Source organism: uncultured Alistipes sp., from assembly GCF_963931675.1.
In the GTDB taxonomy this organism is placed as follows: Bacteria; Bacteroidota; Bacteroidia; order Bacteroidales; family Rikenellaceae; genus Alistipes.
Genome location: NZ_OZ007039.1, coordinates 1,139,968 through 1,160,302, shown reverse-complemented (window position 1 = coordinate 1,160,302; position 20,335 = coordinate 1,139,968). Strand labels below are relative to the sequence as shown.

Annotated in this window: 13 protein-coding genes; 8 read left to right on the top strand and 5 right to left on the bottom strand. The window is 55.1% G+C overall.

What is annotated here, in order from left to right; genetic code table 11:
• Positions 1–46 precede the first annotated feature (46 nt).
• From metG to ABGT65_RS05055, 5 genes are all read right to left on the bottom strand, one after another.
• The gene (gene metG, locus ABGT65_RS05075; protein WP_346700251.1) at positions 47–2,089 is read right to left on the bottom strand and encodes a methionine--tRNA ligase; all 2,043 of its coding nucleotides are present in this window, start codon (positions 2,087–2,089) and stop codon (positions 47–49) included.
• 192 nt (positions 2,090–2,281) lie between these two features.
• Positions 2,282–4,414 carry a S46 family peptidase gene (locus ABGT65_RS05070; protein WP_346700249.1) on the bottom strand — a complete coding sequence of 711 codons (2,133 nt, stop codon included), beginning with the start codon at positions 4,412–4,414 and terminating at the stop codon, positions 2,282–2,284.
• Between the two features lie 154 nt (positions 4,415–4,568).
• Positions 4,569–4,745 carry a hypothetical protein gene (locus ABGT65_RS05065; protein ID WP_346700247.1) on the bottom strand — a complete coding sequence of 59 codons (177 nt, stop codon included), beginning with the start codon at positions 4,743–4,745 and terminating at the stop codon, positions 4,569–4,571.
• Between the two features lie 7 nt (positions 4,746–4,752).
• Positions 4,753–5,694 (bottom strand): quinolinate synthase NadA, encoded by a 942-nt coding sequence (gene nadA / locus ABGT65_RS05060; protein ID WP_346700245.1) that lies wholly within the window; start codon positions 5,692–5,694, stop codon positions 4,753–4,755.
• Between the two features lie 399 nt (positions 5,695–6,093).
• Positions 6,094–7,146 (bottom strand): Mrp/NBP35 family ATP-binding protein, encoded by a 1,053-nt coding sequence (locus tag ABGT65_RS05055; protein ID WP_346700243.1) that lies wholly within the window; start codon positions 7,144–7,146, stop codon positions 6,094–6,096.
• 345 nt (positions 7,147–7,491) lie between these two features.
• On the opposite strand from ABGT65_RS05055, the gene sppA reads away from it, so the two are divergent.
• The 8 genes from sppA to ABGT65_RS05015 all read left to right on the top strand — a co-directional run bounded on the left by sppA (position 7,492) and on the right by ABGT65_RS05015 (position 20,334).
• The gene (gene sppA, locus ABGT65_RS05050; protein ID WP_346700241.1) at positions 7,492–9,267 is read left to right on the top strand and encodes a signal peptide peptidase SppA; all 1,776 of its coding nucleotides are present in this window, start codon (positions 7,492–7,494) and stop codon (positions 9,265–9,267) included.
• A gap of 152 nt (positions 9,268–9,419) precedes the next feature.
• On the top strand, positions 9,420–10,304 hold the full coding sequence (locus ABGT65_RS05045; RefSeq protein ID WP_346700240.1) for an AraC family transcriptional regulator: 885 nt from the start codon (positions 9,420–9,422) through the stop codon (positions 10,302–10,304).
• 291 nt (positions 10,305–10,595) lie between these two features.
• Positions 10,596–13,769, top strand: coding sequence for a TonB-dependent receptor (locus tag ABGT65_RS05040; RefSeq protein WP_346700238.1), 3,174 nt, complete (start codon positions 10,596–10,598; stop codon positions 13,767–13,769).
• Between the two features lie 12 nt (positions 13,770–13,781).
• A complete protein-coding gene (locus ABGT65_RS05035) occupies positions 13,782–15,425 on the top strand; it encodes a RagB/SusD family nutrient uptake outer membrane protein (protein WP_346700236.1) in 1,644 nt (547 codons plus the stop codon).
• Between the two features lie 27 nt (positions 15,426–15,452).
• Positions 15,453–16,580 (top strand): glycan-binding surface protein, encoded by a 1,128-nt coding sequence (locus ABGT65_RS05030; protein ID WP_346700234.1) that lies wholly within the window; start codon positions 15,453–15,455, stop codon positions 16,578–16,580.
• 5 nt (positions 16,581–16,585) lie between these two features.
• On the top strand, positions 16,586–17,266 hold the full coding sequence (locus ABGT65_RS05025; RefSeq protein ID WP_346700232.1) for a GDSL-type esterase/lipase family protein: 681 nt from the start codon (positions 16,586–16,588) through the stop codon (positions 17,264–17,266).
• Between the two features lie 7 nt (positions 17,267–17,273).
• Positions 17,274–18,572: an acetylxylan esterase gene (locus tag ABGT65_RS05020; protein ID WP_346700230.1), complete on the top strand. Its 1,299-nt coding sequence runs from the start codon at positions 17,274–17,276 to the stop codon at positions 18,570–18,572.
• Between the two features lie 31 nt (positions 18,573–18,603).
• A complete protein-coding gene (locus tag ABGT65_RS05015; RefSeq protein WP_346700228.1) occupies positions 18,604–20,334 on the top strand; it encodes a glycosyl hydrolase in 1,731 nt (576 codons plus the stop codon).
• Position 20,335 lies beyond the last annotated feature (1 nt).

The window sequence follows — 20,335 nt, the reverse complement described above, 5'->3', positions numbered from 1 at the left end:
GTTTTAAGAATTTTTTACTCCAAAAATAAATCGAAAAATCCCGGGCTTATCCGACCACGGCTCCATTGTTGGTCGTATCGCCGGGCTGCAGCAATCGTAATTTTCCGGAAGCATCTTCGGCCATCAGAATCATGCCTTTCGACAAAATACCCTTCAATTCGCGCGGAGCGAGGTTAACCAGGACAAGCACCTGTTTGCCGACCAGCTCCTCGGGTGTGAAGTATTCGGCGATTCCCGATACGATTTCCCGCTTGTCGATCCCCGTATCGACGGTCAGTTTCAACAATTTTTTTGTTTTTGCCACCTTTTCGGCCGCCAAAATGGTCGAAACGCGGATATCCATCTTCTGGAAATCGTCGAATTGTATCGTATCTTTCTGAGGTTCAATATGTTGAGCAACTTCAGCAGCCTGATTGGCCACTTTTGTGGCGGCAAGCTTGTCCAATTGCTGCTGGATCACATCGTCCTCGATCTTTTCGAAGAGCAGCACAGGCTCGCCGATCTCGTGTCCGGCCGTGATCAGGTCCATGGCACCCAAACGCTCCCAACCGAACTTGCCGACAGCCAGCATCTTCAGGATTTTGGCCGCCGAGAAGGGCATGAAGGGCTCGATGGCGATGGCCGTATTGGCCGTAATCTGCAAGGCGATGTTCAGAATGGTCTTTACCCGTTCGAGGTCTGTCTTGACAACCTTCCAGGGCTCGGTATCGGCCAGATATTTGTTGCCGATGCGCGAGATGTTCATGGCATCTTTCAACGCCTCGCGGAAGCGGTAATGTTCGATATTGGCTTCGAGCGATGCCTTCACGGCAGCAACCTCCGCAATCGTCTCGCGGTCATAATCGGTCAGCTCGCCGCAGGCCGGAACCCGGCCGTCGAAATACTTTTTGGTCAGCACCAGCGCACGGTTGACGAAGTTGCCGAGAACCGCCACGAGTTCATTGTTGTTGCGGGCCTGGAAATCCTTCCACGTGAAGTCGTTGTCCTTGGTTTCGGGGGCATTGGCGCAAAGTACGTAGCGCAGGACATCCTCCTTGCCGGGGAACTCTTCGAGGTATTCGTGGAGCCAGACGGCCCAGTTGCGCGACGTGGAGATCTTGTCGCCTTCGAGGTTCAGGAACTCGTTTGCCGGAACGTTTTCGGGCAGGATGTAACCGCCGTGGGCCTTCAACATCGAGGGGAAGACGATGCAGTGGAAGACGATATTGTCCTTGCCGATGAAGTGGACCATCTTGGTGTCCTCCGACTTCCAATACTTCTCCCAATCGGGCGTAAGGTCCTTTGTAGCAGATATATATCCAATCGGAGCATCGAACCACACATAGAGGACCTTACCCTCGGCTCCTTCGACCGGCACGGGAATGCCCCAGTCGAGGTCGCGGCTCACGGCACGCGGCTGCAGACCGCCGTCCAGCCAGCTCTTGCACTGCCCGTAGACATTCGATTTCCACTCCTTGTGCCCTTCGAGAATCCACTCGCGGAGGAATCCTTCGTACTGATCCAACGGAAGGTACCAATGCTTTGTTTCGCGCTTGACGGGCACCGAACCGGACACGGCGCTGTGGGGTTCGATCAGCTCGTCGGGCGAGAGGGTCGAACCGCACTTTTCGCACTGGTCGCCATAAGCCCGGTCATTGCCGCACTTGGGGCAGGTTCCGACGATATAGCGGTCGGCCAGGAAGGTCTGCGCCTCCTCGTCGTAATACTGCATGGAGGTCTTTTCGATGAACTTGCCCTCGTCATAGAGTTTCCGGAAGAAGGCCGAAGCAGTCTCGGCATGAGTTTTCGACGAGGTGCGCGAATAGATGTCGAACGACATGCCGAGCCCCTCGAACGACTTCTTGATGAGTTCATGGTAGCGGTCGACGATCTGCTGGGGCGAAACGCCCTCCTTGCGGGCCTTGATGGTGATGGGCACACCGTGTTCGTCGGATCCGCAGACCGAAATCACGTCGCAGCCCTTGAGCCGCAGATAACGGGTATAAATATCCGAAGGTATGTAGACTCCCGCCAGGTGGCCGATATGCACGGGACCGTTGGCATAGGGGAGTGCAGATGTCACAAGATAGCGTTTGAACTCTTTTGCCATAAACAGAATAGGAATTGCTGATTTTCCGTCAAAAGTACGAAATTTTAAGGGATTCCGGAACGAAAAGGGGAATTTTGTCATCCGCGGCGTGAAAAAGCGATTTTCCGCCAACCGTTCCCGGACCACAACCTAAAAAAAAGGATTCGCCCCCACGGAGGCAAATCCCTTTTCATATGTGTATGGAAACAGTCTCTACTCGAACTGCAACTCGTCCAAGAGCCAGCCGGCCCCGGCAAACTTGTCGACGATAAACAACACGTACCGTATATCCACGGCAATCGTGCGCTGCAGGTCGGGCTCGAAGGCTATATCCCCCGACATGGCCTCCCAGTTACCGTCGAAGGCCAGCCCGATCAGCGCTCCGGAGCCGTTCAACACCGGCGATCCTGAGTTGCCGCCCGTGATGTCGCAGTCGGCCAGGAAGCAGGTCGGCAGCTCGCCCTTCGCATTGGCATAACGCCCGAAATCCTTCGCCGCGTAGAGCTCCTTCAACTTTTCGGGTACGAAGAACTCCTGCGGATTCTCGGAATCCTCCTTCTCCATAACCCCCTTCAGCGTCGTATAGTAGTTGTACTCGATGCCGTCGGCCGGTGAATAGGGGAGCACACGGCCGTAGGTCAGACGGATCGTAAAGTTGGCATCCGAAGCCCAGGCCTTTTTGGGCTGCTGCAGCATCAGTCCGGCAATGTACTTGCGATGCCCTTCGTCGTAACGCTTCATAGGCTCTTTGAGGGCCTCGGAAAGCCGTTTGTACTGCTCCATAACCGACTTGGCCAGCACAACGGCAGGATCCGAAGCGATCTTTTCCGGAGCATAGTCATCCAGCAGGGACATGACCTTCTCCCCGGAGGTGAAAATCGAATGGTCGTAGAGATCATCGACACAGGCGTCGATATCGCCTCCGAACCTCTTGTCGACCACCTCGGCATAGAACGACGGCAACTCCTTCATGTTCTCCCGTGCGATCGTGAGCATCCGTTTGGCCACCTTGCGGTCGGTTGCAGGGCTGTAATCCTTGTACCATGCGGCGAACCGCTCCCGGGCCGCGGCGGGATCCTTGATCTCCGCCTTCACCTCCATCTGCTGCATGTCGATGAACGAACGCGCGGGCGCCAGCAGCTCAACGGCCGACAGGAACGCTTCGGCCAGATACTGACGCGATGCGCCCAGCGGCGACATCTCGCCGACAGCCTCGCGGATCTTCGCCAGGGCACCGACATAGCCCTCCTCGGGCAGGGTGTTCTTCTCGGCCCAAGCCTGGAACGAAGCCTCCTGTGCCTCCTTGCGGGCCTTTACGTCGAGTTTCTCGATGCCGCGCGACATGCCGATCGAATTCTTCCAGTAATTCGACGAACGGGCGTATTTCGAGGCGTACTGGATCCGAATGGCATCGTCGGCAATCATGTCTTTCCAAAGGATCTCCTGACGCTCGCCGCGGATAAAGATCCGCTGGGGATTATCGACCTTCAGCAGATCGTCGATCTCATACGACGTGGCATAGCGCTCGGTCGAGCCGGGAAATCCCATAATCATCGCAAAGTCGTTCTCGTCGACGCCCTGGAGGGAAATTTTCAAAAACTTTTCAGCCTTGTAGGGGCGGTTTTCGGGCGAATACTCGGCCGGGCGGTTGTCCGGTCCGGCATAGACGCGGAAGATCGAGAAATCGCCCGTATGGCGCGGCCACATCCAGTTGTCGGTATCGCCGCCGAACTTGCCGATCGACGAGGGGGGCGCACCCACCAGGCGCACGTCCTTGTAGACCTCCATCACGAAGGCGAAGAACTGGTTGCCGCCGAAGAACGGCTTGACCGAGATCTCCATGCCCGGATTCTCCTCCCGGAGGCGTTTTTCGATTCCCGCGATGTTTTCCTCCGTGATGCGCTCGTACTCCTGCTGAGAGGCGATCGAGGGGACGTTGCCCATCACCTCGGGCGTGACGTCGGCGATCTGACGGATGAAACGCACTTCGAGTCCCGGAGCGGGCAGCTCTTCGGCCTGCGACATGGCCCAGAAGCCATACTTCAGATAATCGTGCTCGACGCTCGAAAGCTGCTGGATCGAACCGTAGCCGCAATGGTGGTTCGTAAAGAGCAGGCCTTCGGGCGATACGATCTCACCGGTACATCCTCCGCCGAAAATGACGACGGCATCCTTGAGCGACGACTTGTTCACGCTGTAGATCTCCTCGGCGGAGAGTTTGCAGCCCCGCTCCTTCATGTTCCTAATGTTCATTTTCTGAAGGTAGGGCAGGAGCCACATGCCTTCATCGGCTGCCGCAGAGAGCGTCACGCACACTGCCGCCAGCAAAGAAAAGATTTTCTTCATGGGTCGTTTTTAGTATTTTTTTTATTTTTTTATTTTTTTATTTTTTTATTTTTTTAGATAAAATTTCTTTTAATAAAAAATAAAAATAAAAAAGAAGAAAAAAAGAAGAATCTATTTCAATCCGCCATACAGCAACTACACCCATCCTGCGATCTCATTCCCGAATCACCCTCGCCGTCCCACTCCCCGCCAGGATCTCCAGACGGAGAATCTCGGTCCGATGAAACGACTTCACGGCATAACGCATCCCCGTCTCACAATCCTCGGGCGCACGCTTTTCCAGCAGCAGACGCAGGGCATCCATCCGCTCGCCGGAATCGAGTCCCCGCATCGGCCTTTTAACGGATGGCAATCATGTTTCGGATCGAGCGTTCGGCAGCCCGGCGGGTCTCCTCGTCGAGCACGATCTCCGGCGCCTCGTTCTCCAGGCACGAGCAGATATTCTCCAGCGTCACCATCTTCATGTACTTGCAGTTGTTGCAGGCACACGTTTCGTCATCGGGCGGTGCCGGGATGAAGACCTTCTCCGGACAGCGTTTCCGCATCTCCGCAAGGATGCCGGCCTCGGTCACGACGATGAACTCCCGGGCTTCGCTGCGGTCGCAGTAGTCGAGGATCCCGGCCGTCGAACCCACGTAGTCGGCCACCTCAACGATATAGGCCCGGCACTCGGGGTGTACGACCACTTTCGCTTCGGGGTGTTCGCGTTTGAGCTGCAGGATCTTTTCCAGCGAAAACTCCTCGTGGACATGGCAGGCACCGTCCCACAGCACCATGTTCTTCCGTCCGGTCAACTTCTGAATATAGGATCCCAGGTTGCGGTCCGGGGCGAAGATCAGCGGCTGGTCGGCAGGCAGCGACTCGACGACCTTCAGCGCATTGGACGACGTGCAGCAGACATCCGTCAGGGCCTTGACCCCGACCGTCGTATTGACATACGACACGACCTTGTATCCGGGGTATTTCGCCTTGAAGGCGGCGAACTCCTTTGCGTCGCACGACTCGGCCAGCGAGCAACCCGCCTCGGGGCACGGAATGAGCACCTTCTTGTCGGGGCAGAGGACCTTGGCGGTCTCGGCCATGAAGTGCACCCCGGCGAAGAGGATGATCCGAGCCTCGACCTGTTGGGCCCGGACCGAGAGGGCGAGCGAATCGCCCAGGAAATCGGCCACGGCCTGCACTTCGGGCTTCGTATAGTAATGGGCCAGGATGATGGCGTTTTTCTCGCGTTTGAGCGCCTCGATGCGGCGGCGGAGTTCGGCGGAGTTTTCGACGTTCATCGCTTTTTGTTTTTATTCCTTTTAAATTTAATTTAAATAAATAAAAAAGAAGAATAAGTAAAATAGCTGTTGATACTGTTGACAACTTCGACTGTTATTTTCCTATCAACATTTTTCCTTTTTCTTTTTGATTTATTTTTTATTTAAAATATTGGTTTTTAGTGAGATATCAAAAATAATCAACAATTGTTCATCTCAGTTTTCCACATTTCGACAGCCTTATTTTATCAACATCGGATTTCCTTTTCCGACCAGTTCCGGGCGGCATAACTTTTTATAAAAAAATTTGGTTTCGGAGAATTTCCGTATATATCCGCATCGCTTTCCGAAATCCAAGTTTTCGCCCCGTCAAGTTATCCTTATTTTTCATCCGTTGTTGAACGGGTTATCGACAACTTGTCAACCGTTTTTCATCACTTTGCCGACAATCTTTTCGGCGATGGCGCGGTAGCGCTCCTCCACCTCGGGATGGGTCGACGTGGCCGGACGACCCTCTTCCGAACCCTCCATAATCGACTGAACGATCGGAATTTCACCCAGGAAATCCACGCCGTTCTGCTCGGCATAGGTCCTGGCTCCGCCTCGTCCGAAGAGGTAGTAACGGTTCTGGGGAAGCTCTGCGGGGGTGAACCACGCCATGTTCTCGATGATCCCCGCAACCGGAATGTGGACATTTTCGTTGCGGAACATCTCCACACCGCGCACCACGTCTGCCACGGCCACCTGCTGCGGCGTCGAGACGATCACTGCGGCGTCGATCTTCAGCTCCCCGATGATCGACAGGTGTACGTCTCCCGTGCCGGGGGGCAGGTCTGCGAGCAGGAAGTCCAGCGTTCCCCAGCGTGTCTGGTGGATCATCTGTTTCAGGGCGCTCACGGCCATGGCGCCGCGCCATAGCAGCGCATCGGTGGGTTTGATGAAGAAACCGATAGACATCAGCCGGATATCCATCGACTCGGCGGGGATGATGTGCTCCCTGCCCTCCTCGATGACGGCTTCCGGCAGGTAACCTTCGACGCCGAACATCTTGGGCTGCGAGGGCCCGTAGATGTCGGCATCGAGTATGCCGACCCGGAATCCCATGTTCCGCAGGGCGATGGCCAGGTTGGCCGTCACGGTGGACTTGCCTACCCCGCCCTTTCCCGAGGCGATGGAGATCACCTTGGCGATTCCGCCCGTCGTGGTCGAGAGTTTCGGTTCCGGACGCGGTGCCGCACCTCCCTCCTTGATGACGACAAGGACCTCGGAGCCCGGGAATGCCTCGTGCAGCAGACTCTCCGCCTGGTTCTTGATCTTCACGGCGAAGGGGTCGCGGGCCTTGGCGAAACGCAGCACGACGGTCACTTTGCCGTCGGCCGTAGCGAGGTGTTCGATGAATCCGCTCGTGACGATGTCCTTTCCCGTTTCGGGATGGACGATCGAGGCGAGCAGTTCCTTTATTTTGTCTTCCATAACAGCAGAATATGACATTTTCTGCAAAGATAACGCATATTTTCAGGATTAAATACAGGAAGGTAATTTATTTTATCGGGAAACGATAAATTTTATTTGTTTTTCGTAAAATATCACTATATTTGCATGGGAATAACAGGGAATTTTTCAGAACAGGGGTTCCATTGAAACGAAATGGAACCGTGTATCGGTGACATTTCCGTTTTTGAAATGACCTCGGGAGATATTTTCCCGATACGGGGAGAAAGGAAACTGAGGGGGGCGATCGAACGTGTTGCAGTGTGGTTTGTTTCAGTTCCGCACTTCGAATTGGAATAGATAAATTATTATAACAAATCGGAAATTATGAATTTTGTGAAAACTTTTCTGGCGGGACTTCTTGCGGTTGTCGTAGGAATGTTCCTCGTATTTTTCCTGTGGATTTTCCTGCTGTTGGGGATTGCCGGTTCGATGGAGAAGAGCGTGGCGGTCTACCCCGAATCGATCCTGAAGATCGATTTTTCGGAGATGCTGACCGATGCTCCGTCGTCCGACCCGCTGGCGGGGATCGATGTCACGACGCTTCAGTCCATGCCGCAACTCTCGCTGTTCAAGGCGCTCCGGGCCCTCGAAGCGGCCGCTGCCGACGATCGGATCAAGGGTATTTACCTGCGGATGAACGGTACGGGCGGGATTGCCGGTACGGCCCTGCTCGAAGAGTTGCGGGAGGCCCTCGAAGAGTTCAAGCAGAGCGGCAAGTTCGTGGTGGCCTATAACGAGACCTACTCCCAGGGGCAGTATTATCTCGCTTCGGTGGCCGACCGGATCTACCTGCAGCCCGAAGGGGGAATGGACTGGTCGGGACTGGCCTCGAACGTCACCTTCTACAAGGGGTTGCTGGATAAACTCGACCTCAACGTGGAGATTTTCCGCCCGACGGCCTGCAGGTACAAGAGTGCCGTGGAGCCGTTTATCCTGGAGAAGATGTCACCGTCCAACCGCGAGCAGATGCAGGCGCTGGTCAATTCGATGTGGGGAACCATTTCGGATGCCGTCTGCGCCGCGCGCGGCATCGATTCCGTGGAGATGCGCCGCATTACGGACAACCTCGAAGTGACGCTTGCCGACGAGGCGCTCAAGTACGGATTTGTCGACGAATTGCTTTATGAGGACCAGATGAACGATGTTTTCGACAGTCTGGGTGTGGAGTCCGACGGCGGGGATTACCGTTTCGTGACCCTTGGGGAATACGCCGCGCAGGTGGGGGCCGATCTGAAGAACATTTCGGCGGACCGGGTGGCCATCGTCTATGCCGACGGCCAGATTGTCGACGGCGAGGGTTACGGCAGGGAGATCTACGGCAATACGCTGGCCGCGAAACTGGCCGATGTGCGTCGTGACGACCAGGTCAAGGCGGTCGTCGTGCGGGTCAACTCGCCGGGCGGCAGTGCGTTGGCTTCGGATGTGATCTGGCGTGAAATGGAGCTTCTGCGGGCCGAGAAACCCGTGATTGTCTCGATGGGCTCCTATGCGGCCAGCGGTGGATACTACATCTCCTGCCCGGCCGACGTCATTGTGGCCGACCGGCTGACGCTGACCGGTTCGATCGGCGTCTTCGGGATGATCCTCGATCCGCGCGATGCGCTGAAGAACAAGCTCGGGATCACCATCGACGGGGTCCAGAGCAACAGGTCGTCGGATTTTCTGGGCAAGGGACCGCTGACGCCCGTGCAGCGTGCGATGATCATGCGCGGGGTGGACCGGGTCTACACGACCTTTACGAACGACGTGTCCGAGGGTCGCAACCTGCCGATTGAACGGGTTCTGGAGATTGCCGGCGGCCGGGTCTGGTCGGGAGAAGAGGCTTTGGGAATCGGACTGGTGGATGCCTGCGGCGGTTTGAAGACGGCCATTGCGCTGGCTGTTGACAAGGCCGAACTGGGTGAAAACTACCGGGTTGTCGAGGTAACGGAGCAGCCGACGGGTCTGGCGGCGGTGCTGGCTTCGTTGAGCCGGAGTGTGCGTGCGTCCTTCACACGTTCGGAATTGGGCGACATGATGAAGGAGTACGAGACGGTCCGTGAAGCGCTGAGCCAGCAGGGAATCGTAATGTATTCGCCCTATCGCGTGGAGTTGCGTTAAGGCGGTTTTTATATGCTGTGGAGGCCTTCCCGAAGGGAAGGCCTCCACAGCATTCGGGCCCGAATCACAGTCTTTTTGGAATAAAATACAAAAGAAAAGAAGGATATGTTAAAAAAGTATCGTATCTTGTAACAGCATATCATTTCACGCGTATGGAAAAGCAGTACGAAGATGCGATCTACGAGATTACGCCGCTGTCGGAAAAGGATTGTTTCTATATCATCGAGCGCTACAAGTCGGAATTTACGTTCCCGCTCCACTCCCACGCTGAATACGAGTTCAATTTTGTGGAGAACGGACGGGGAATCCAACGTATTGTGGGAGATTCCATCGAGGAGATCGGTGATTACGACCTGACCCTGATTGCGGGCAAGGAACTGAAACACGCCTGGAAACAGCATAAGTGTACCTCGAAAAAGATCCGGGAGATTACGATCCAATTCTCTTCGGATCTGTTTTTTGAAAGTCTGCTCTCCAAAAACCAGTTCAATTCCATCCTCCACATGCTTGAAAAGGCGCGTGTGGGGTGCTCCTTTCCCATGAGCGCTATCCTGAAGGTCTACTCGCTGCTCGACCGGTTGGCATCGGAACAGGGCTTTTATGCGGTTCTCAAGTTTCTGACCATTCTCTACGAATTGTCGCTGTGCGAGTCGCGCCCCCTGTCGAGCAGTTCGTTCGCCTGCATCAGCGATTCGGCGGACAGCCGCCGCGTGCAGAAGATTTACGCCTATATCAACCGCAATTATAACAAGGAGATCCGCCTTGCGCAGTTGGCCGAACTCGTGGGGATGAGCCCGACGGCATTCAGCCGTTTTTTCAGTCAGCGAACGGGGAAAAACCTCTCCGACTACCTGATTGAGATCCGTTTGGGCCATGCGGTGCGTATGCTGGTCAATACGACCCAGTCGGTTTCCGAAATCTGTTTCGAGTGCGGCTTCAATAACATCTCGAACTTCAACCGTATTTTCAAGCGCAAAAAGGGGTGTTCGCCCAAAGAGTTCCGCAGTAATTACCAGCGGGTTAAGAAGATCATATAACGCTGAGGGGGCTTGTATATCCTTTTTGGTGGAGGTGAGGGGTTGGTTCGGTCTGCTGACGCCTTATCTCCGAGTTTTTTTGTCAACTTTTCGGTGGGGATATCCTGCTTCGGTCCGGAAAAATGTCGTACGGGATTGGTCTTTTTCCTTTTCTGGGAGGGCTAAGTGTAATTCTTTGCTAAGAAAGTATCAATATATGATAATATAGTGCACTAAATTTGCTGTCGAATTTAGTGGTGAATCCGACTTTGGAATCGGAAAGCCGTAAGACCTAAACTTAAAATCATTATTATGAACCTAAAACGGATTGCGACAGTGACGCTGTTTTCAGGCGTCATGTCGGTTCTGCATTTGTCGGCCCAGACGCCATCGGTTTCGGGTACGGTCAAATGGACAGATGACGGGAATCCCCTTCCCGGCGTATCGGTAATTATCCGAAACACGAACAAAGGAACGACTACCGATTATCAGGGACGCTATTCGATCGGAGCGATGAAGGGGGATACGCTGGACTTTCGGTTTATCGGTATGAAACCGGTGATGAAGGTTGTCGGCAATGCTTCAAGGATTGACGTTGAGATGAGTTCCGTATCGGAAGGTATCGACGAAGTGGTGGTAGTCGGATATTCGCTGATGAAGAAGAGTGACCTGACGGGCAGTGTCCAGAACGTAAGCTCCGAAGAGCTGATGAAGAGCCGCCCTGCAAGTTTTGAACAGGGTCTGCAGGGCCGGATTGCCGGTGTCAACGTCGTTCGCAACGACGGTGCTCCCGGAGGCGGAATCAGCGTGCAGATCCGCGGTTCCAACTCGTTCATGGGCAGTACGGAACCGCTGTATGTCATCGATGGAGTTCCGTTCACGGCCTCCAACGACGACGAGTCGATGACCTTCGACGAAAATGAGGTCGCCAGCCGCAACGTACTGTCGTTCCTGGACCCGGAAAACATCGAATCGATCGAGATTCTGAAGGATGCATCGGCTGTGGCGTTGTACGGATCGCGCGGATCCAACGGCGTGGTGATGATCACTACGAAGAGCGGGCGGAAAGGGTCGAACCGATTGACCTTCAATGCTACCCTGAGCATCAGCCAGGTTTCGAACAAACTCCGGATGCTGACCGGAGCTGAATATGCCGAGTACCGCAACCAAGCCTATATCAACACCCAGTATATCAATACGGGAACGTTCAATCCGCAAGGGTTGCCCCATTTGGGAGATATAGGACCGCTGGGAACCTACGTGAAGGGCCCCAAGGATTATGACAACGATCCCTACTACTGGCAGGATGCGATTTTCCGCACGGCCATTTCCCAGAACTACTCGCTGAACTACTCGGGAGCCACCGACAAGGGCGACTACGCGGTGGGTCTTTCCTACCTCGACCAGACGGGTACGGTGGTTAATTCGGGTTACGACCGTCTGAATGTGAACCTGAAGCTGAACCAGACCATCAAACCGTGGCTGAAGATCGGTACGTCGACCAACTTTTCGATGGCGAACTCCGACATGATCAAGACGGCAACAAGCAACCAGAACAACGGTGATGAAGGTGTGATCCGTTCGGCGCTCTATTACCCGCCGCTCTACAAAATCGAGGAGCAGCCGGGATACGAGGAGTACCAGCTCGTATCCAACCCGCTGGACTATACGGCGGCCATGAACAAGAACAAGAATTATACGATTTATAGCTCTAATTATGCCAATGCAACTTTGACGAAAGGTTTGATTTTCCGCACGGTGTTCTCTTACAAGGCTTCCATGAACTTCAACAACCGTTATTTCCCCAAAAATCTCTACGAAGGGCGTTCGGTTGGCGGCAAGTCGTTGGCCGGAGATATTCAGAGCCAGCGGTATTTGTGGGACAACTTCTTGATGTTCAACCGCACGTTCAAGAGCCGGCACAACGTCAGCGCAACCTTGGGTGTCAGCTGGGAGGATTACAGCTACTACAGTAAGCAGGTGACGACTCAGGGCTTCGGCTACGACGGCAACAACGGCTGGATTCTGGAGGACGGTACGGCGCCTCAGACTCCCCAGTCCGTCAAGCAGGATGCCACGCTCTTCTCCGTCATCGCCCGTGCGGCCTATACCTATGACAACCGTTATTACGTCACGGCGACGTTCCGCCGTGACGAATCGAGCAAGTTTGCCAAGAACAACAAGGCGGCCTATTTCCCCTCAATCGGAGTGGCTTGGACGGCAAGCCGGGAAAAATTCCTGCGGGAGAGCAAGGCCGTTACGAACCTTAAGCTGCGTTACAGCTACGGTCTTTCGGGTAATGCCGGTATCGGTCCTTACGGATCATTGCTGCTGTTCGGCAGTGCGAACTACCCCTTCGGGGCTAGTGTTTCGCCGGGCTACGCCATTGAAGGGACCAACCCCGGAAATCCGAATCTGAAGTGGGAGACGACCTATCAGCACGATTTGGGTATCGAGTTGAGCCTGTTCAATGTTTTGGACCTGGAGGTTGATTTTTACGACAAGACGACCAAGGATCTGATTCAGAACAAGGATTTGAGTCCGAGCACCGGTATGAAGAGCGTGCTGATGAATGTCGGTGAGGTGAACAACAAGGGTATGGAGATCACGGCGAATGCACGGATTCTAAACAAGAAGGATCTGAGCCTGAACATCGGCGGAAACATCTCTTTCAATAAGAATAAGATTACGAATCTGAATGACTTGCGGATTTTCCCGAACAATCTGTGGAATGACCTGCGTCCGTATATTCTCGAAGAGGGGCACTCGATCGGGCAACTGTATGGATACAAGGAGGAGGGTATCTGGAATACACGCGAGGAGGTGATCAACAGCAAACAGTTCCAGACCCAGTATCCCGGCTATACGGTCAGCGACAATGATGAAGCGACCGAGCTGCTTATCAAACAGAAGTGGTTGGGAGAAGTCAAAATCCATGACAAGGACGGCAACGGGGAGATCAATGATGCCGACCAAGATTACATCGGGGATGTGAATCCGAAATTCATCTATGCGTTCAATGTGGACTTCTCGTACAAGAATTTCGACTTTTCGATTCTGTTCAACGGAGTCAATGGCAACGACATCATCAACATGCCGAGCCTTCGCAATTACAACCTGGGCCAGACCCGCAATATTCCCAAGAGCATTCTGGGTGATGCATGGGTTCCGGGCGGCAGCGGCAAGAGTCCCAAGATTTACACCACGACCAGCCGAGATCTCTATTTCACCCGCCGTTACGTTGAGGATGGCTCGTACCTGAAACTGCGGAATATCTCGTTCGGCTATACGTTCAAGAATCCGGTTAAGGGAATCGGTTCCCTGCGGCTGTACGTATCGTTGAACAACCTTTGGACGATTACGGACTACACCGGTTACGATCCAGAGGTCAACGCCTTCGGGACGAATCCGTCGCGCCGAGGTGTGGATGCCGGTGGTTATCCCCAGTCCAAGGAGTATCTGTTCGGAATTAATTTAACGCTGTAAACGACACGAACGATGAAAAACATATTGCCTTTTGTTTTGGGCCTGTCGTTGATGCTTTCGGCCTGCGACATGGAGGAGAGGCCCTACACCATCAACGATTCGATGACACAGACCGAGGAGGGTGCGGCTCTGGCCGTGACGGCGATGTACAACACCTTCTGGAGCACGTCGCTGATGAAGAAATCCTACATGGAGTGTATTGATATGGATCATGACCACTCCGCCGCCCCGTCGTGGGTGATGTCCGGAGCCGGTGAGGGGAACATGACAAACCACTGGTCTTACAACACCTCGTCGGACCCCTTCTATGCCTTTTATGCCCTGATCAACCGGGCCAACTACGTGATCGAGAAGGTTGCCGAATCGCCCATCGACGAGACTTTGCGGAACCAGTATCTCGGAGAGGCCTATTTCCTGCGAGCCTTCTCCTACTTCCATCTGGTGCGCATGTACGGTCCGGTGCCGTTGCGACTCAAGTACGACGATCTGGGCGATAAAGCCCGCTCTTCGGTGCAGGAGGTTTACCAGCGGATTACCGACGACTTGGACGATGCCTGCACGCTGATGACCGAATGGGGCACGTCGTCCGGAAACTGGGGACATGCCAACAAGACGGCAGCCAAGATTCTTCTGGCGCGGGTCTATGCCACGATGGGCTCTGCGGCCTTGGCGGGCAGCGTCGAGATGAAAGTTGACATCAAGGGTTCGCTGCAGAATTTCAATACGGTGACTGTAGCCGGATTTGAGGGCGTGGATGCGAAGGAGTGCTACGAGAAGGTGGTTGAGATTTGCGACGAGGTGATTGCCCGCAAAGGGATCGATTATGATTACATGCCGGCCTTCAACAAGATCTGGGGAGCGCCCAATTTCCGCAACAAGGAGTTCGTGTGGGGAGTTGCCGGGAATGCCTTGAATGACTTTACGACGGAGCACCTCGGGTATTACTATACGGCGCCGACCTACTATGGCCGGGGCTGGGCCGGAATTACCGAACACGCCTACAGTTTGTATACGGGGAACGACGAGCGTGGGGAGCATGGAATCTTCCACTACATCAAACAGACGTGGAACAATACGTCGAATTATGTCAGGATGCCGGACAACCCGGAGAAATATCCCACGGGTCCCGATGGAAAACCGGCCCGCAGCAACGCTGATTATTTCCGCACTTACTTCATTACCAAGTGGTATACGGGTGATGGTACGGTGGACAACCCAATACCGAATACGACCGAGCCGGGTTATGCGCTGAAGGAGCAGGACGTTATTCTGATCCGTTTCATCGAACTATATCTGCTTCGCGCCGAGGCATACAACGAACTCGATTTCCCGGCCAAGGCTCTGGACGATCTGGATGTGGTGCGGGCACGTGCCAAGGCGGACCTGTTGTCGGGAACGACGAGCGACAAGACGGAGATTCGTAGCCTCATTCTGCAGGAACGCGCCATGGAATTCATGCAGGAGTTCAACCGCAAGTTCGATTTGCTGCGCTGGGGGCTCTATCTGGATGTCATGAACAAGACGCAGTCGGTTCGCATCCAGGGTACGGGGTTGTCGATCTCGAAGGTGCGTCAGCCGCGCAGCATCTTGTATGCCGTTCCGCTCAACGAGATCAACAACAACAGACTGTTCGGTCCCAACAACAGCGGTTATTAAGCTTAAATTCAAAAAAATCCGAAACTCATGAAAGCAATCTATTTGTGGATTTCGATTCTCTTGTTCGCAGCGACGGGTTGTGCGGATGAGAATTACGATTACGGAGACAAGGGAGCTCCGAAGATCGATTATGCGATTGATCCGGTAGCGATGACCCGTCTGGATGTTGTAACCGTCGGTCAGGCCGTACAGTTTGTCGGCGACAACCTCGGTTCGGTTCATAAGATATCGATCAACGGCGTGGAGGTCGCCATCGGTTCGACGACGCGGCTTACCAACTCCCTCTATCTGACTATTCCGCGTTTGACGCGCAGCGAGAGCTATGTCATGACCCTCGAAAACGATTTCGGGTCGACGGAGGTCTCTCTTTCGATCGGATTCCCACCGTTCCAGATCACGGGAATCTTCAACGAGTGGACTCCGCCCGGACAGGAACTCAAACTGCTCGGCGAAAGCATGGATCTCTACGCCAAGGTAGGTGTTTCGAAGCTGATGTTCGGCGACAAGGCGGCTCTGGTGACCGAGGCGTCGGAGACCTACGTGAAGGCGGTCGTTCCCGAAGGTGTCGGGAACAAGACGGTGATCACGTTCCTGGCCGACGATGCGTCGGAAGGGGTGAAGTGTCCGGTCCGGTATCGGGACGACACCTTTATCATCGAGAATCTCGAAAATAAGAGTACGACCCGCTATCCGGACTGGGTGGTTCCGAACGACGACTACCCCGCTCCGCTTGATCCGGCTCCGACCGAAGGCAGCCAGTATACGCGGATCGTCACCGAAGTCGGAAAAACCGGTTTGGTGAACATGATCGGCAATTACAACCTTGTGATTCCGGAGTCCTATTTTACGACCGATGCGGACAATTACGTGCTGAAATTCGAATTGTGTACGATCAAGCCGATTGCTTACCGTTTGGCCATCGCCTTGAATCAGAGTACGAACTGGTATGCCTTCGGGCCTTCGTCGCTCACGACGGATCCGTCGCAGATGATCTCGACCGACGGCGAATGGCAGACCTTTACCATCCCGATGGACACCTGGAAGAACAAGGGTGGTACGAAAAACATGCGTATGTGGGTGGGAAGCCATCCTTCGGGCAATTCCTACGATTTCTGCATCGACAATGTACGGCTCCAGCCGATCAACTGGGAATAGAAAAAATGAAGAGGATAACTTGTATTGCAGTTCTGGTGAGTATCTTGTGCCCGCTTCTCTTGCGGGCACAAGACTCCACCTACTTCCGTGCGAATGAGTGGCGCGGACAGATCGAGGCTTATTACGAAGAGGACCGGCAGCACTTCCCCGAAGCGGGTTCGATTCTTTTCGTGGGGAGTTCGTCGATCCGGATGTGGAAGGATCTGGAGAGTTATTTCCCGGAGCATCGGGCCCTCTCCCGCGGTTTTGGCGGGGCGTGGATCAGCGATGTGCTCTACCACATGCAGCGCCTGGTAATCGCCTATGATCCGGCTCAGATCGTCCTGTATGCCGGAGAAAACGACCTGGCCAACGGAGTATCGCCGGCTGCGGTGGTTGAGGATGTCCGGTGTTTCCTCCGCCTTGCGGAGATCTTTTTGCCGGGGGTTCCGGTTGTGGTGCTGTCGGTCAAGCCGTCGCCCTTCAGCAGCCGTATCCTGGAGAAGCAGCGCGAGACCAACCGGATGCTGGAAGCCTTGTGCCGGGAGAGAAAACAGGTCACCTATGTGGATGTGGCGTCATTGATGTTCGATGCGCAGGGAGCCCTCCGCCCCGAACTCTACCGCGACGACAAACTGCACATGACTCCGGAGGCCTACCGGTTGTGGGCAGAGAAGATAGAACCCTTGTTGATCGATAATAAATAGTGATGTTATGAGACTTTCGAGTTTGATATTGTTCCTTGTGCTGTGGGTCGGGACGGTGACGGGGCAGCCGTCGCGTCAGCCGGTTGAGGTGCGTGTCGTTCCCGAACATGCCGACTGGTGTGTCGATCGGGGAGAACGGATCCGGTTCCGGATCTCGGTGGTGAAGGACGGGCACTATCTGGAGAACCTGACCCTTCGGTATGAATACGGCCCGGAGAAGATGCCTGCAACCCGGAGTGAAGAGGTGCTCTACAAGGGTGGTGAATTGACCGTCGATGCCGGGCGTTCGGAGATTCCGGGTTTTGTGACGTGCCGCGCGGAAGTCGAGGTAGAAGGGAAGGAGTACTCCGACCTGGCCAAAGTCGGCGTGGACCCCGAACACATCGAGGCGGTGGCCGAGATGCCGGAGGATTTCGACCGCTTCTGGGAAGGGGAGATTGCGGCGTTGAAGCGGATTCCGCTCGATGCCCGGATGACCCTGTTGCCGGAACGCTGTACGGCCCGTTCGGATGTCTACCACGTCAGTTTCCAGAACGAGCGGCAGGGGTCGCGGATCTACGGCATCCTCTCGGTTCCGAAGGCTCCGGGGCGTTATCCTGCGATTCTGAATGTCCCTGGGGCGGGAGTGAGAGCCTATCAGGGGGATACCTACCTGGCCGACGACGGTTTCATCTCGCTGACGATCGGTATCCATGGCCTTCCGGTCACGCTGGATGACGAAGTCTACGCATCGCTGGCTGCAGGGGCTCTGGACCGCTATTGGCTGCAGGGGCTGGACAACCGCAGGGATTTTTATTATCGGCGGGTCTATCTCGGGCTGGTCCGTTCCATCGATTTCATCTATACGCTGCCCCGGTTCGACGGTGATTTCGTGGCGGTGTGCGGCGGCAGCCAGGGAGGAGCCCTTTCGATCGTGGCGGCGGCTCTCGACAAGCGGGTGCGTTGTTATTCGGCGTTCTACCCGGCGTTGTGCGATCTGACCGGGTATTTGAACGGGCGTGCGGCCGGATGGCCTGCAATGTTCCGTTACGAGGCGGACAAGACGACCAGCGTGGTTGCGCAGAAGGCTGCCGTGAGTGCCTATTTCGATGTGGTGAACTTTGCCCGCAAGGTCTCGGTTCCGGGATTCTTCTCCTGGGGATACAAGGACGAGGTATGCCCTCCCACGTCGATGTATGCGGCCTACAATGCGGTGACGGCGCCCAAGCAACTGGTCGTATATCCTGATACGGGACACTGGAACTACCCCGAGCAGTGGGTCAAGAAGCAGACGTTTATCAAATCGAAGGTTTCACGCGAACAATAGACCGAATCACATGAGAACAACCACTCGGCTTATGAAAGTCTTGTTTCCGCTCCTTGCGGTTCTGACCGTATGGACGACTTCGGCCATGCTGCCGGGCAAGAATCCCCGGGAAAAGATGTGGCTGCCGGAAATCGAGCGCTTTGTCAAACAGGACAGTATTGATTTTCCCGGAGTCGGGAAGATCCTCTTCGTGGGGAGCTCTTCGATCAGGACCTGGAAAAATATCGAACAGTATTTCCCGGGATACGATATTGTCCGGCGGGGAGTGGGCGGCAGCCACCTCGAAGACATCATCTATTTTTCCGACCGGATCGTGTTCCCCTACAGGCCGCGTCAGATCGTCCTCTACGAAGGGGACAACGACCTCAAGGACGGGTTCACGCCCGAGCGTTTTCTGGACGACGTGAAGACGTTCGTGCGGCTTGTGGAGTTGCACAGCCCCGGGACCGAAATCATCCTCCTGTCGGTCAAGCCGTCGCCGTCGCGCCGCCATGTGGAGGAGAAATACCTGAAAGCCAATGAACTGATGGAAGCTTATGCCGCAGAAAAAGAGCATGTGAAGTATCTGGACATCACCGCGCCGCTGAAGGACGGGCACGGCTATCGGGCGGACATGTTCCACGGGGACAGCCTGCATGTTACGCCGAAGGCCTTCCGGGAGTGGGCCCGGATCATTACGCCACACCTGATTCCCGGGCCTGGCACGGTTTCGAAACTCTCCACCCCGGGCAGCACCCCGCAGACGGAGGCGCTTTATGAGAATCTGAACCGGATGGTCGGGAGCAGTACGATGTTCGGGCATCAGGACGATACGGCCTACGGGGTCCAATGGGAGAAGACGCCTGGCGGCAGCGACGTGCGTGCAGTCTGCGGAGACTATCCGGCGGTTTACGGATGGGAGATCGGCGGGATCGAGCATGTGCGGCACGGGAATCTGGACAAGGTGAATTTCGACCGTATGAAGCGTTTGATCCGCGAGGCCTACGATCGGGGCGGAGTCAATACGATCAGTTGGCACGCCGACAACCTCGTTACGGGTGGGAATACGTGGGATCTGACCGGCGGCAACGTCGTGGCGACGCTCCTGCCCGGAGGTGCCCACCATGCCGAATTCTGCCGCTGGCTCGATCGGGTTGCCGAATTCCTCGCTTCGCTCAAGGGTCCGAAGGGCGAGCCGATACCGGTGATTTTCCGACCGCTGCACGAGCATACGGGGAGTTGGTTCTGGTGGGGCCGGGACTTCTGCTCGGCCGACGAATATGTGGCCTTGTGGCGCCAGATCGTTACCTACCTGCGCGATGTCAAGGGCTTGAAGAACGTGATATACTGTTACTCTCCGGATCGGGTCCGCACCGAAGCCGATTATCTGGAGCGTTATCCCGGCGGGGAGTATGTCGACCTGTTGGGGCTGGACCTCTACCACTTCAAGGGAGAGGAGGGGCTTGACGAATACCGGACGTGTGCCGACCGTTCGCTGAACGTACTGCAGCGTGTGGCGTGCCGAGAAGGGAAGCTGTTTGCCTTTACGGAGACGGGACTGGAGTCGATCACCATGGATAACTGGTTCAGCGAGGTGCTCTATCCGCTGGTCGCGAAGTACAAACCGGCCTACGTCCTTGTATGGCGGAATTCCAGCCGTATCGAGAACCATTTCTATGCACCGTATCCGGGCCATGCTTCGGCGGCCGATTTTGTGAAGTTCAAGGAGAAACCGTCGATCCTGTTCAACGGTGATCTGCCGTCTATGTACGAGAATCAATAGC

What these genes read in the sequence shown, in the direction of transcription:
- ABGT65_RS05065 (WP_346700247.1), bottom strand. Translation starts at nt 4,745, where the DNA reads ATGCGGGGACTCGATTCCGGCGAGCGGATGGATGCCCTGCGTCTGCTG.
- ABGT65_RS05020 (WP_346700230.1), top strand. Translation starts at nt 17,274, where the DNA reads ATGAGACTTTCGAGTTTGATATTGTTCCTTGTGCTGTGGGTCGGGACG.
- ABGT65_RS05040 (WP_346700238.1), top strand. Translation starts at nt 10,596, where the DNA reads ATGAACCTAAAACGGATTGCGACAGTGACGCTGTTTTCAGGCGTCATG.
- ABGT65_RS05035 (WP_346700236.1), top strand. Translation starts at nt 13,782, where the DNA reads ATGAAAAACATATTGCCTTTTGTTTTGGGCCTGTCGTTGATGCTTTCG.
- nadA (WP_346700245.1), bottom strand. Translation starts at nt 5,694, where the DNA reads ATGAACGTCGAAAACTCCGCCGAACTCCGCCGCCGCATCGAGGCGCTC.
- ABGT65_RS05070 (WP_346700249.1), bottom strand. Translation starts at nt 4,414, where the DNA reads ATGAAGAAAATCTTTTCTTTGCTGGCGGCAGTGTGCGTGACGCTCTCT.
- ABGT65_RS05025 (WP_346700232.1), top strand. Translation starts at nt 16,586, where the DNA reads ATGAAGAGGATAACTTGTATTGCAGTTCTGGTGAGTATCTTGTGCCCG.
- ABGT65_RS05030 (WP_346700234.1), top strand. Translation starts at nt 15,453, where the DNA reads ATGAAAGCAATCTATTTGTGGATTTCGATTCTCTTGTTCGCAGCGACG.
- ABGT65_RS05015 (WP_346700228.1), top strand. Translation starts at nt 18,604, where the DNA reads ATGAAAGTCTTGTTTCCGCTCCTTGCGGTTCTGACCGTATGGACGACT.
- ABGT65_RS05055 (WP_346700243.1), bottom strand. Translation starts at nt 7,146, where the DNA reads ATGGAAGACAAAATAAAGGAACTGCTCGCCTCGATCGTCCATCCCGAA.
- ABGT65_RS05045 (WP_346700240.1), top strand. Translation starts at nt 9,420, where the DNA reads ATGGAAAAGCAGTACGAAGATGCGATCTACGAGATTACGCCGCTGTCG.
- metG (WP_346700251.1), bottom strand. Translation starts at nt 2,089, where the DNA reads ATGGCAAAAGAGTTCAAACGCTATCTTGTGACATCTGCACTCCCCTAT.
- sppA (WP_346700241.1), top strand. Translation starts at nt 7,492, where the DNA reads ATGAATTTTGTGAAAACTTTTCTGGCGGGACTTCTTGCGGTTGTCGTA.